Source organism: Pseudarthrobacter adonitolis, from assembly GCF_055412845.1.
This window is the reverse complement of the sequence record NZ_JBVAYW010000002.1, coordinates 350389-362826: the sequence shown is the minus strand read 5'-3', so window position 1 is coordinate 362826 and position 12438 is coordinate 350389. Positions and strand designations below refer to the sequence as shown.

The 12438-nt window shown below is 60.3% G+C and carries 11 protein-coding genes and 1 pseudogene; 7 read left to right on the top strand and 5 right to left on the bottom strand.

The window, feature by feature from the left end; all coding sequences use genetic code 11:
- Positions 1-43 precede the first annotated feature (43 nt).
- Positions 44-1018 (top strand): class 1b ribonucleoside-diphosphate reductase subunit beta, encoded by a 975-nt coding sequence (gene nrdF, locus ACZYZ4_RS04275; protein WP_024368367.1) that lies wholly within the window; start codon positions 44-46, stop codon positions 1016-1018.
- Between the two features lie 935 nt (positions 1019-1953).
- Here nrdF and ACZYZ4_RS04270 read toward each other — a convergent pair.
- From ACZYZ4_RS04270 to ACZYZ4_RS04260, 3 genes and pseudogenes are all read right to left on the bottom strand, one after another.
- On the bottom strand, positions 1954-2457 hold the full coding sequence (locus tag ACZYZ4_RS04270; protein WP_463858482.1) for a hypothetical protein: 504 nt from the start codon (positions 2455-2457) through the stop codon (positions 1954-1956).
- 60 nt (positions 2458-2517) lie between these two features.
- The gene (locus ACZYZ4_RS04265) at positions 2518-3306 is read right to left on the bottom strand and encodes an ArsR/SmtB family transcription factor (RefSeq protein WP_463858480.1); all 789 of its coding nucleotides are present in this window, start codon (positions 3304-3306) and stop codon (positions 2518-2520) included.
- A 255-nt stretch (positions 3307-3561) separates the two neighbouring features.
- Positions 3562-4147 (bottom strand): annotated as a pseudogene (locus ACZYZ4_RS04260) (recombinase family protein).
- A gap of 1141 nt (positions 4148-5288) precedes the next feature.
- On the opposite strand from ACZYZ4_RS04260, the gene ACZYZ4_RS04255 reads away from it, so the two are divergent.
- From ACZYZ4_RS04255 to ACZYZ4_RS04245, 3 genes are all read left to right on the top strand, one after another.
- Complete coding sequence (locus tag ACZYZ4_RS04255; RefSeq protein ID WP_463858478.1) at positions 5289-5819, top strand: P-loop NTPase family protein; 531 nt, start codon at positions 5289-5291, stop codon at positions 5817-5819.
- A gap of 117 nt (positions 5820-5936) precedes the next feature.
- On the top strand, positions 5937-6461 hold the full coding sequence (locus ACZYZ4_RS04250) for a DUF2199 domain-containing protein (RefSeq protein ID WP_463858476.1): 525 nt from the start codon (positions 5937-5939) through the stop codon (positions 6459-6461).
- A gap of 196 nt (positions 6462-6657) precedes the next feature.
- Entirely contained in the window at positions 6658-7593 is a 936-nt protein-coding gene (locus ACZYZ4_RS04245; protein ID WP_463858474.1) for a hypothetical protein, read from the top strand.
- A 43-nt stretch (positions 7594-7636) separates the two neighbouring features.
- Here the strand turns inward: ACZYZ4_RS04245 and ACZYZ4_RS04240 are convergent, their stop codons facing one another.
- Together ACZYZ4_RS04240 and ACZYZ4_RS04235 are read right to left on the bottom strand one after the other, a co-directional pair.
- Entirely contained in the window at positions 7637-8806 is a 1170-nt protein-coding gene (locus ACZYZ4_RS04240; protein ID WP_463858473.1) for an IS30 family transposase, read from the bottom strand.
- Between the two features lie 198 nt (positions 8807-9004).
- Positions 9005-9403, bottom strand: coding sequence for a MarR family winged helix-turn-helix transcriptional regulator (locus ACZYZ4_RS04235; protein WP_463858471.1), 399 nt, complete (start codon positions 9401-9403; stop codon positions 9005-9007).
- A gap of 499 nt (positions 9404-9902) precedes the next feature.
- On the opposite strand from ACZYZ4_RS04235, the gene ACZYZ4_RS04230 reads away from it, so the two are divergent.
- The 3 genes from ACZYZ4_RS04230 (at position 9903) to ACZYZ4_RS04220 (ending at position 12397) form a co-directional block, all read left to right on the top strand.
- Positions 9903-10490, top strand: a complete 588-nt coding sequence (locus tag ACZYZ4_RS04230; RefSeq protein WP_463858469.1) for an isochorismatase family protein — start codon at positions 9903-9905, stop codon at positions 10488-10490.
- Between the two features lie 195 nt (positions 10491-10685).
- Positions 10686-11777, top strand: a complete 1092-nt coding sequence (locus tag ACZYZ4_RS04225; protein WP_463858467.1) for a CE1758 family FMN-dependent luciferase-like monooxygenase — start codon at positions 10686-10688, stop codon at positions 11775-11777.
- A complete protein-coding gene (locus ACZYZ4_RS04220) occupies positions 11774-12397 on the top strand; it encodes a CE1759 family FMN reductase (protein ID WP_463858465.1) in 624 nt (207 codons plus the stop codon). Before ACZYZ4_RS04225 ends, ACZYZ4_RS04220 begins: the two co-directional genes overlap by 4 nt.
- Positions 12398-12438 lie beyond the last annotated feature (41 nt).

Here is a 12438-nt window from a genome sequence, read left to right as displayed (position 1 = left end):
GTACGCTTTAACTGAAGAACTAACCCAACATTTAGGGGATGACATGACCGAAAAGGTCAAGCTGCTCAGCCACGTCGAAGCCATCAACTGGAACCGGATCCAGGACGACAAGGACGTGGACGTCTGGAACCGCCTGGTCAACAACTTTTGGCTGCCGGAGAAGATCCCGCTGTCCAACGACGTGCAGTCGTGGGCCACGCTGACCCCGGACGAGCAGCAGCTCACCATGCGTGTGTTCACCGGCCTGACCCTGCTGGACACCATCCAGGGCACCGTCGGCGCCGTCTCGTTGATTCCGGACGCGATCACCCCGCACGAGGAAGCCGTCTACACGAACATTGCGTTCATGGAGTCCGTACACGCCAAGAGCTACTCCTCGATCTTCTCCACGCTGGCCTCCACCAAGGAGATCGACGAGGCCTTCCGCTGGTCCACCGAGAACGTGAACCTTCAGAAGAAGGCCCAGATCGTCATGGACTACTACCAGGGCGACGATCCCCTGAAGCGCAAGGTGGCCTCCACGCTGCTGGAGTCCTTCCTGTTTTACTCGGGCTTCTACCTGCCCATGTACTGGTCCTCACGGGCGAAGCTGACGAACACGGCCGACCTGATCCGCCTGATCATCCGCGACGAAGCCGTGCACGGCTACTACATCGGCTACAAGTTCCAGAAGGGCCTGGAAGGCCTGTCCGAGGAGCGCAAGCAGGAGATCAAGGACTACACGTTCGAGCTGCTGTTCGAGCTGTACGAGAACGAAGTCCAGTACACGCACGACCTCTATGACTCCGTTGGCCTGGCCGAGGACGTCAAGAAGTTCCTGCACTACAACGCCAACAAGGCGCTGATGAACCTGGGCTACGAGGCCATGTTCCCGGCGTCCGTCACGGACGTGAACCCGGCCATCCTCTCGGCGCTGTCCCCGAACGCGGACGAGAACCACGACTTCTTCTCGGGGTCGGGTTCTTCGTATGTCATCGGCAAGGCCGTTAACACCGAGGACGACGACTGGGACTTCTAAGTTCCTGTAGATGGACAACCTATTTGGTCCCTCGGACAAACTAATTGGTCCTTGTGTGTGAGTTGACGACCTAGGTGGCACATGAGAGACGCAGGGCTAGTTGGCGAAACGGCGAGTTGTTGGCGAAATCCTGCAGGCCTAGTTGGCGAAGGACCCCTAACTGGCGATTGTGAGATGTCGAGCTACTTGGAAGAATTGCTTCCTATTGGAAGAAGCACATCCTCTATTTGAAAGTCTTCCAAGTATCGCCCTAACGAAACAGTGAACGGCCCCGCACGCTGACGCGTGCGGGGCCGTCCCATCAAGGTAGCTGATCTATCCCGACTCCGGACTCGTGGACCGTGTGGTGGCGTAAGGCCCGCGATGAGCCGCATCGCGTCGTGGTACTGCGTCGTGTGCACCCAGCGACACCAAGTTGAGTAAAGCGAAGCGACCGGCTCTCGTAGTACGCAGTATGTGTTCGGTGGAGGATCCCTCAACGCACTCGAGTCATTCCGTGGCGTCAACCAGGGCTAGGCGTAGGTTCCCGCGCCTGAATCGTTAATCCGGCTCCTCAAAAGTCGGGGAACAGACCCTAAGCCAGAGTTCATCTGCAATGGGGTCTGTAGCGGGGGGGCAGAAGGTAGCCGAAGCGGCCGAGTCGCCGAGACAGTCCCGCGAGGAGCCGGTATTCCAGAGCTAGATGCGTCGTAAAAACCGTGGCCCAGGCATCACCTCTTAGACCAAAAGACGTTCCTGAGAAGACCCGTTTATCCTCTTCCTCAGTGGTCCATTCAGGGAAGGGACGGTACTCGCATTCCTCGTATATATCGGCGATCTTGATAGGCATGCCACCATCATCCGTGATTGTTGAAGACTGCCCGCTGAAGGATCCTTGAGCGGACAGGGCACCGCGTACCGCAGTCGTCCGTGGTGTTGGTGAACGGCTTGGTTCCTTATGCTTTGGGCCGTGCACTTCCCGGCAGTAGGTCCAAGAGTTGTTGGGTGTGCCCGGGTAGCTCTACGGCTGCCAGTCCAGTGATGAGTTCCCTCAAAGGGACGGGCTGATCGACCAGGACTTCATTGTTGGACAGGAGCCTGCTGGGCACCATCGTGTCGAGTTCGAGCTCGCTCAGTGTGGGGCCGGTCAGTGTGCACAGTGCATCTGCTTGGGCTTGGATGCGGTCGCGAAGTCCGGTGGTGCCGCCGGCCAGGGTGATGACGCGCCCGATGGTCCATGTATCGAGAGCGATGCGGTTGTCGTACGTCGTGTTGATCCCTGCGGCCACAGCTGACAGGGCCGCGATCGTGGTCGCGTTCACGAGCGTGACGTGGGCCAGGATCTGCTCGGCATTCCATCCTCCGTCCTGCGGTGTGCAGCGCGTTTCGCCTGCATCCGCCACGGTGGAGGTGGCGTCGAGCAGTGTTTGGTAGGCATTTCGAAGTTGGGTGGTGTCCATTGCGTCTGCGGCTTCCTGCGGTCGTGGTGCACGTCGGGATGACTGGCAGTGGTGGGTTTTCTACGTGTGCGCGGGTGCCATGCTCCAAGGCGCTTGTGGGAGTACCTCGCCAGTTTCTAGAAGGGATTTCAGGTTCGCCACCACGGCCGGCCAGCCGTGGGAAATACCGTTCAGCATCTCCCGGTTAGGAAGATTCTCGTGGGTCACGGTGAGCCGGACGATGTCCTCGTGCGGCTCGACAAGGAAGGTCACAACGGATGGTTCCCTCGAGGATTCGTCGTCGGGAGCATCATCGAAGGTGATGACCAGGCGTGTGGGAGGTTCGACCGTAATCACGCGTCCGGCGACATCGACGATCCCGGATCCATCGATGCGTTGATGTTCCCAAGCCGAGCCTGGCTGCCAATCTGAAACGTTCGCGTGGGCCCAGTACTGTGCGGTCACGTCTGCATCCGTCAGGGCTTGCCATACCTGCTCAGCGCTTGCCCGGATATAGGTGACATAGAGATAGGTCGGGACGGGGACAGGTTCGGTACTCATGGCGCTCTCCTCTGCTTGGTTCCTGATCGCATCAATCGTTCGCAATCGGGGCTTGTCGAATTCTGCGATCCACCGCTGCTCGATCTCTTGGATCGGCGTCGGGTTCAGGTAGTGGAGTCGTTCGCGTCCGCGCCGCACGACAATCACCAGATTGGCTTTTTCCAGGATGTCCATGTGCTGGGTAGCTGACTGACGCTTCATGTCCAGACGTTCGCACAGCTCGCGCAACGACTGACCGTTATGCTCGCGCAGACGGTCAAGCAGTAGCCGGCGGGTTGGGTCGGCCATCGCTTTGAAGACCGAGTCCATTTCTCTGTCCTTAGAACTCACAGGACCATTATGCAGGTACCTGCCTGCCTAACGTCAAGCGCCAGAGAGATCCGGACGCCGATGTTGGTCCTACCTCTGGTGCCCGCAAGCCGGTCGATCACCGTGCCGCGGAAGCTCGGCGCCACGTTTGTTATTTTCCGAAGACGAGTGCACGGAATGTCCGAAGTCCTCTGCACAAGTCTCGGTGGCGCGCCGTGCGATACAGGGTCGCAGGCTCGGTTTCACGCTATACGGTCATGTGGCGTCGTCGCCTGCACGTTTGATGGCACGGTAGACGGTTGAACGCGCTACCGCGAAGAGTTCGGCAAGTTCCACCGTCGTGTGCGTCCCTGCTCGGTGAACGGAGACCAGGTGGGCTTCCTGTTTTTTCGAGAGCTTGGGCTGCTTCCCCCGCAGGCGGCCCTTCGCCTTGGCGACCGCCATGCCCTCCCGGGTCCGTGCCCGGATCAGATCGGCTTCGAATTCCGCGACCATGGCCAGGACGTTAAAGAGGAGCCGGCCTACGGGGTCGGTCGGGTCGTGGACGGAGTCGCCAATGCTTAGCTGGACTTCGCGGCGGGTGAGTTCATCAACAATGTCCTTCGCATCGCGCAGCGACCGGGCCAGACGGTCGAGTTTGGTCACGACCAGGGTGTCCCCGTCACGGCAGGCGGCCGGCGCTTCCCTGAGTCCGGGCCGTGCCCGGTTGGCGCCGGTGAGACCCTGGTCCGTGAAGGTCTTCCCCGGGGTCACCCCCCAGAGCGACCAGGGCGTTCTTCTGGGCGGTGAGGTCTTGGCCGTTCGTGAATACGCGGGCGTATCCGATGAGGAGCCCGGTCATGGTTCAGAAGGTACCGTTTAGCCCCCCGTCACCGGGCATTTTCTCGGGCAGATCATACGGGAATCGGCCGGCCGCGGAAACACGGCGATCGCGATCCGGAAATATTGGGTGGCACTTGCACCGGTGAAGGACCGGCTTACGGGCTCCCGGTCGGACGCGTGTTCTACCGGAGAGCTCTTCAGGTCGTCTAGGTCCGCGTGGCGGCTGCTGATTGCCACGCCCGGGCTGCGGAGGATTTTGATGTCCGAGTGAACTACGAGCAGTGTCTGCTCGGGCCCTCCAACTAACAAAAGGACCCTAGTACCGGGCAGCAGACCCTAACGGTAGGGGCGGGCAAGGAATGCATAAGGATGCACTCAACTTGCCCGCCCCGCATTACTGGTATTGCTCTGGCCGTCTCAAGCTGTCCGACGACCAGGTACTGCTGGTACTGCTGTATCCGTCTCCTATTGCTTGACGGCCCGGTACTGCTGGTACTGCTCTGGCCATCTCAAGCTGTCCGACGACCAGGTGTTACTGGTGTTGCTCTGGCCGTCTCAAGCTGTCGACGACCAAGTACTGCTGGTACTGCTGTATCCGTCTCCTATTGCTTGACGGGCCGGTACTGCTGGTACTGCTCTGGCCGTCTCAAGCTGTCCGACGGCCAGGTGTTACTGGTGTTGCTCTGGCCGTCTCAAGCTGTCCGACGACCAGGTACTGCTGGTACTGCTGTATCCGTCTCCTATTGCTTGACGGCCCGGTACTGCTGGTACTGCTCTGGCCATCTCAAGCTGTCCGACGGCCAGGTGTTACTGCAACGGTGCTTCCCCCTGAACCGGCAACTGCAGCTACTTCAAGTGGGGGAACTTCCGTTCTCTTTTTCTTACGAGAAAAAATATAACCACTCTCTGAAATCTCGTCAACTCGTGTTTGGGCGCTGAGTTAGGTCGCCATTTGCGGTTGGCTCGGACCTCCTTGTAGGACACCCAAACGCCAGGCGGGCCGCAGCCACTACAGAGCCGGCTTACAACCGTCCGGTGAGGGATCCCTGAGCGGACGCAGGAGGCCCCGATGACCCACCTGCTCACGAGACGGCATCGTCTTACAGGAAAGCGCCCGCCGCCTGCATCCTTGCCCGTGCCCACACCCCGATAATTGAGTCATGCAACGTGCGAGGGTTCATGTGATGGGGGCGAGCGGTAGCGGAACGACTACGTTCGGTCGGGCGCTGGCTGACTATTGGTCGGTTCCTCACGCGGACGCCGATGACTATTTCTGGGTGCCCACCATCCCGCCGTACGTCGAGAAGCGTCCCGAGAACGCTCGGCTGGCCCTGATGCGCGACGTGTTCGTTCCTCGGGAGGGCTGGGTCCTGTCCGGGTCGATGCTGGGCTGGGGGGAGAGCATCGTTGCAGAGTGCGATGCCGTGGTCTTCTTGACGCTCGACTCTCGTGAGCGGCTGCGACGCCTCGAAGCACGCGAGGTGCATCGCCGGGCCGGCCGAGACTTCGACGAGGCGGCGTGGTCCGAATTCCTGAACTGGGCAAAGGGTTACGACGACCCGGCATTCGACGGCAGAAGCCGTGCCGCTCATGAGGCATGGCTTGACCAACTAGACCTGCCGGTTCTGCGCCTCGGCAGCGAGATGTCGGTAGCGGAACTCCGCGACGCCGTCCTGAATTGGAACCCTTGATAGGTCGCTGAAGGCTCACCCGCCCGGTAGAGGATCCTTCAGCGGACGCGAGGAAAGGGCCTCCTTCGCAGGTAGGCTTCGGGGAGCCAAAGTGATCACGAAAATTGGGGGGAATCAATGGGTGGCCAGCGCGGGAACGGATGGCAGTGCGGGACGTGCGGACAGCAACATCAAGGGCTCGCTACGGTTTTCGGAGCCCAAGCTCCGGATGTTTGGCTGCAGGCCACCGCAACCGAACGCGAAGCCGGCGAACTGACCGGCGACATGTGCGTGCTTGAAGTCGGAGGAGAACGACACTACTTCCTTAGAGGACACGTTGAGATCCCTCTCATTGATGCCCCCGGTGAGGTCTTTAGCTGGTCTGCTTGGGTCTCACTCAGCCAAGAAAGTGTCCAAAAGATTGCGGACCACTGGGATGACCCGGCACGAGCCTCCATGCCCCCGGTGTTCGGTTGGCTATGCAACGAGTTGCCCTACGACCAGCCCACGACCTCAATTGCGACGCACGTGCACAACAGGGAGCCAGGAGTGGTTCCCTACATTGAGCTCGACCCGTCCACCGACCACCCTTTGGTTAGAGAACAAGCGTCCGGAATCTCGCTGCATCGGCTGGCCGAAATCAATAAAGCGGTAATGGGCTAGGTTTCAACGCCAGTACGGTTCCGGTGGTGTTCGGTAAAGGACGCTTTTACGGGCGGCCGTTGAAGGATCATTCACGTGACGCCACATCCTTGCAGTCCAGCTGCCGTGTACGGCTAGCGTTTGGAAGCCCAGAGGAGACATCTGTGTTGGTTAGTGGGGAGCCGTATCTGGGGTGGCCCGGTGGTAGGTTCGGCTCATGACTGACAAGGACGCTGCGCTGCCGCCTGGGTGTTATGTGATGGATTGGCCCTGGCCTGACCGCCCTCGCCCTTCGATGCCGCCCGGTTGGTCAGTTAAGGGCTTTGAGGATGACCTTTGCTGGCTTGGGGACGACGTCATCATTAATGCCGAAACGGATGTCCTTCCGCCGGGTTGCGAGGACAGTGTCTGGATCCTTCATAATCAGTACGTGTGCCCACCGAGCATCGACCCTGGAGCGCTGGCCGAGGACAATCCAAATCCCTACCCAGTCGCCCCACCACCCGAGTTTTTGCGGGTGAAGTGGGAGGACGTAGCTGAAATCAAAGGTGTTCCACTGCGCGGGGCCTTCTGGGATGGGCTTGAAGTTCCTCCGTGCTTCCGCTGGGACGCGTTCCTCAGCTGGCGTGAAGCATCACTAGTTTTGCCGGGTGCTGACTTCGTGTATCAGCCTGTCGATGCAACCATCGGCCAGGTGGAGCTGGAGGCGCTCCTGCCGCTGCTGAGGGCTGCGACAACAACGGGTCGGATGGAGGCAATGTTCGCCGCGGCCGACCCATTCGAAGACGAGATCCTGGGCCGAGTCCTGGACGTCAACAGCGAAGTGCACTCCCGAGTTTTCTCCTTCAAGCTCAACGACTTGCTCCCGACCATGCTGCGACCGGGCCTGCCGGACGTGACACCTGAGTTCTGGTGGCCAGAGGACCGGACATGGGTGGTATGGACTGATTGGGACCTGCTTGGATCAAAGGTCTTTGGCAGCAAGGAATTGATCGATGAACTACGGCGCCACCCCGACCTTGAAACTCTTGACTGGTTCCCGGTCCGAGTGCACCCGCCGTCACCACCTGGCCCTCCGAGCCGTCTTGAACTCCGAGCACAAGAACTACGTGAAAAACAGCGGAGGGCCGCAGAGGAGAGGCTGAAAAAATAAGCATCCTGCCGCTGCCCGGTAAGGGATCGGCGGTTTCAGGCGGTCATTGCAACAGGAGGCCTTCGATCAGTTCGATCGGTTTTTTGAACTCGAGTCTTTTGCGTGGCCGGTCGTTGAGTTCCTGGGCAACCCAGTCGAGGTCTGCCTGGCTGTGGATGCCCAGGTCCGTGCCCTTGGGGAAGTACTGGCGGAGCAGGCCATTCGTGTTTTCATTGATGCCGCGGTGCCAGGGCGAGTGCGGGTCCCAGAAGTAGATGTCTATGCCGGTGTCCATCTTCACGGTTTTCCAGTCCTGCATCTCGATGCCCTGATCCCAGGTCAGGGAATGCCTCAGCGCTTCGGGAAGCGTCTTGATCTTCGCGACCAGCGCATCACGGATCTGCTCGGCCCTGTACCCGTCCGGCAGGTGCACGAGCATCGTGTAATTGGTGGTCCGTTCCACCAGTGTCCCGATCGCGGACTGGTTCCCCTTGCCGATGATGAGATCACCCTCCCAGTGCCCCGGCATGGCCCGGTCCTGAACCTCGGGATGACGTTCGGAAATGTTGATCATGCCCGGGATCCGGTTCTTCCGCTGACCGGCTTTCCTGCAGGGCTGCCTGACCGCCCGCCCGGTGCGCAGGCACGCGGTCAGATCACGCTTCAGCGCTCCGCGGGACTGCACATACAGGGACTGGTAGATCGTCTCGGGTGACACCTGCATCTCCGGCTCGTCAGGGAACTCAATCCGGAGCCGTCCTGCGATCTGCTCCGGTGAGTACTTCTTTTTCAGGTCCTCTTCCGCCTTCGCACGCAGCACGGTGTTCGTGTGCAGTTTCGCCGGTTTCGGCCGCGAGGCCCGCTCATACGCCAGCGCGTGGGCCAAGGTCGCCCGGTAAGGCAATCCTGCCACCGAGTTACGGCGCAGCTCCCGGGAAACCGTCGAGGCCGACCCGTCGATCAGGGCCCCGATCGCCCTTAGGGAGCTTCCCTGGGCGCGCAGCACCGCGATCTCTTCACGCTGGGCGAAGGTCAGGCACCGGCCCTTCAGATCCCGGCCGCGACGAGGCCTGACACCCCCGGCCTCCGCCAGGACACGGCGCCCAGCCCGCCTGCTCGTATTGATCGGCACCACAGCATCCGTGATGAAATCACCGGCCTGCATCCCGGCCCAAAACACCTGCAGCAAACCCGGTCTTACGTAGATCGAATACCTCGCCATAACAACACCCATCCGCTAAGTGTTGCAATCACCGCAAGAACCCAAGGAACCCCTTCCGGGCGCACATTTGGTCGTGCACCTACGTGCGTGGTGATATCATCAGGCGGATCTCCCACCCTCTCCCTCGGCGAGGACATCGCCGTCCACGCCGTAATCGATTGGGCTCGGAAACAGATCAGCAGTCATCCACCTACATAGGGCAGAACCCTGTCACTGCGCAGCCGGGCTGAGCGTTTCTTTGCCGAGGTTCGTCTCCAATTGCTTCAGCATCTGCAACACTCGAGCACGATCCTCTTCCGAAAGCCCATTAGTGGTCAGTTCTTCAAGCCGCTGCCACTCGCGCTCCACGCGATCACGCAGGGCTTCCCCGGTCTTGGTGGCGCTCACCAAGACCGTTCGACGGTCGAGACTGGAAGGTTTTCGCGTAACGAAGCCCGCCTGCTCCAGACGCTTGAGCATCTTTGTGACCGTTGAGGGATCGAGCCCCAGGAGTTTGATCAGGTCTGCTTGGCGCTGCGTACCGCGCTCCCACAACTGCATCATCAGTAGCTCCTGGCCGGCGTACAGGCCGGTCTCCCGAAGGAGATTTCCAGCCGTCGACCGGTGCAACCGTGCTACCCGAAAGATTGCCTCACTGACGGGGGCTTGCGGAAATGTGGGTACCGGGTGGTCCGTTGTGTCTGCATCAAGGGATATTGGCAAAGTCCTGCCTCCTCAAGGCACACGCAAGTCGACACCACGACCTGCTCAAAATGGTTGATGTCCATTCTGTCATCCGGGGCCACCGGTGCGCTCCAGGCAAAGAAGCTATGCACGCGCGGCATCTGGACGGCCCTGCCATGCTCTCTCTGCCGCTTCCTGGCGGCCATTGGGCACGTCCGACACGAAGGTTGCCTACCGTTTGGCCGCACCGAAGTCCGGTTCCGATCCGGGTCCTGGCCAACGAGCACGACATCCTGCCTGCGAGCCTTCTCCGCGACCCTATTCGTGCACCTGCACTATGTGATGCACCTCTCGGGAATATTCCGCGAACGCGAGACGCTGATCTAATTACTTGGTCGGCAAATGAAATGCGACCATGAACTCATCAAACAGATAGAAGGACGCCATGTCTGAGAAGTCATTTACCCCGGAAAACACTGCGATGCTGCTCATCGACCACCAGGTGGGAACCATGGGATGGGTCGGTTCAATTGGATTTGAAGAGCTGAAGGCCAACTCTCTTGGCCTAGCCAAGGCAGCCAAGGGCCTGGGCATTCCACTGATCCTGACATCCTCGATGGAGGAATACGCACAGGGTCCGCTCCTGACGGAGCTGGAGGAGATCGCTCCGGAGGAGTTCGCCGGGCGCATCCAGCGCCAAGGCGTCGTGAACGCTCTCGATGATGAGAAGTTTGCCTCCGCGGTGCAGGCTACCGGGAAGCGGAACCTGATTGTCGCCGGAGTCACGAACGATGTCTGCACTGTCTACCCCACCCTTACCGCCCTTGAGGAAGGTTTCAATGTGCAGGTCGTTGCCGACGCCGGTGGTTCCCCCACACAGCGGGCGGACGACATCGCCCTCCGCCGCATGGAACGAGCCGGCGCCACGATCACCAGCACCAACCAGCTCCTTGCAGAGCTGGCCGCGGATTGGACGAGCCCCGCTGGCCAGGCGATCCTGCCGATCGTCGCCTCGCTCATGCCGCAGAACTAAGCCTCCGGCGTAGCTAGCGACACCGTCGCGAGCCAACGGTTCGTGGCCGGCCGCCTGGGGAAATCCCGCGGCCGGCCACCTGGCAACTGTTCATCGCAATCGTTGCCCAGGCGCGTTCCAACCAGCATTTGCCTGCAACCCCAGCAGTGCCGGAGAACCGGCCAAACTCGTCAACCTTAGTAAGGAGTTGGTTTCATGCAGTTCGGCGTCTTCACCGTTGGTGACGTCAGACCAGATCCCGTCTCGCATCGCTCGCCAACTGAGCAAGAGCGACTGTCGATGATGGTTTCCATTGCCGAGAAGGCAGAAGCCGTAGGATTCGATGTATTTGCCGTCGGAGAGCACCATAATAGGCCTTTCGTAGCTTCATCGCCCACGACCTTGCTCGGCTTCGTGGCGGCAAGGACCAAACGCATCCTGCTGTCTACTTCAACGACGTTGATCACGACCAACGATCCAGTGAAGATAGCGGAAGATTTCGCGGTTCTGCAGCATCTTGCGGAGGGCAGAGTGGATCTGATGATGGGGCGCGGCAATACCGGCCCCGTCTACCCGTGGTTCGGGAAGGACGTTCGGGACGGGATTCCGCTCGCCATCGAAAATTATGCGCTGCTGCACAGGCTCTGGCGCGAAGATGTCGTCGATTGGCAAGGGAGGTTTCGCACGCCACTGAGCGGCTTCACCTCCACACCCCGACCGTTAGGCGGTGTGCCGCCCTTCGTGTGGCATGGATCTGTCAGAAGCCCTGAAATCGCCGAGCAGGCCGCCTACTACGGTGATGGTTTCTTCGCCAACCACCTGTTCTTTCCCAAAAAACACTTCGTTGCGCTTGTCGACCTCTACCGAGACCGTTTCGAGCACTACGGCCATGGTGCGCGACATCAGGCCATCGTGGGCCTTGGTGGGCAGGTATTCATGCGCAATAACTCCCAGGATGCCAAACGAGATTTCCGCCCCTACTTCGAAAATTCACCCGTTTATGGAGGTGGCCCGTCTCTCGAGGAGGTGGCCGATCAAACGCCCCTGACTGTCGGCAGCCCTCAGGAGGTCATCGACAAGACCCTGACATTCCGCGAGACCTTTGGCGACTACCAGCGCCAACTGTTCTCCCTGGACATGGGTGGCATGCCGCTTAAGACCGTACTTGAGCAGCTGGACCTGTTCGGTGAGATCCTCCCCGTCCTCCGTAAGGAGTTCTCCCATGCCCGCAACGAAGAAGTTCCCGCCGGCCCGCTCCACCCGTCAATCACGTTGAGGCAACAGGAACCCCAAAGGAGCGCACTGTGACAACCCTCCAACTCGCAGTGGTATCGGCGGGGGTGGGCGACCCTTCATCCAGCACCCTACTCGCGGAGCGCCTTGCTGAATCAGCGCAAACGACCTTGGCCAGCCTTGACAGGTCCGTCAACATCAGCATGATCGAACTAAAGGAGCATAGTGTCGCGATCGCTCACTCCCTGACGACGGGATACCCGGCCCTCGGTCTGGCAGAGGCCATCAAGACCATTGAAGATGCGGACGGAATCATTGCGGTGACGCCGATCTTTAGCGCCTCCTACAGCGGGCTCTTCAAATCATTCTTCGACGTTCTTGACCGTACTGCCCTCGTTGACACACCGGTTCTCATCGCAGCAACGGGCGGAACCGAGCGGCACTCGCTGGCCCTCGAATATGCGCTGCGTCCTCTGTTCGTCTTCCTGAAGGCAAGGGTTGTTTCAACGGCGGTCTTTGCCGCCACAGCTGACTGGGCGGCGGCAGGGGAGACCTACTCCGGTAGCCTTCCCACCCGGATCGACAGCGCGGCTGACGAATTGGCGGAGCTGATGGCAGGCCCCGGCCCTGCGATCAAAAAGGACCAGCGCCTTGTCCCATTCGCCGAGCAACTGGCCGCCCTTCAACAAATCTGACTGAGGTAGTAGCCAGTCACCTGAGGGACGCTCCCGCTCCC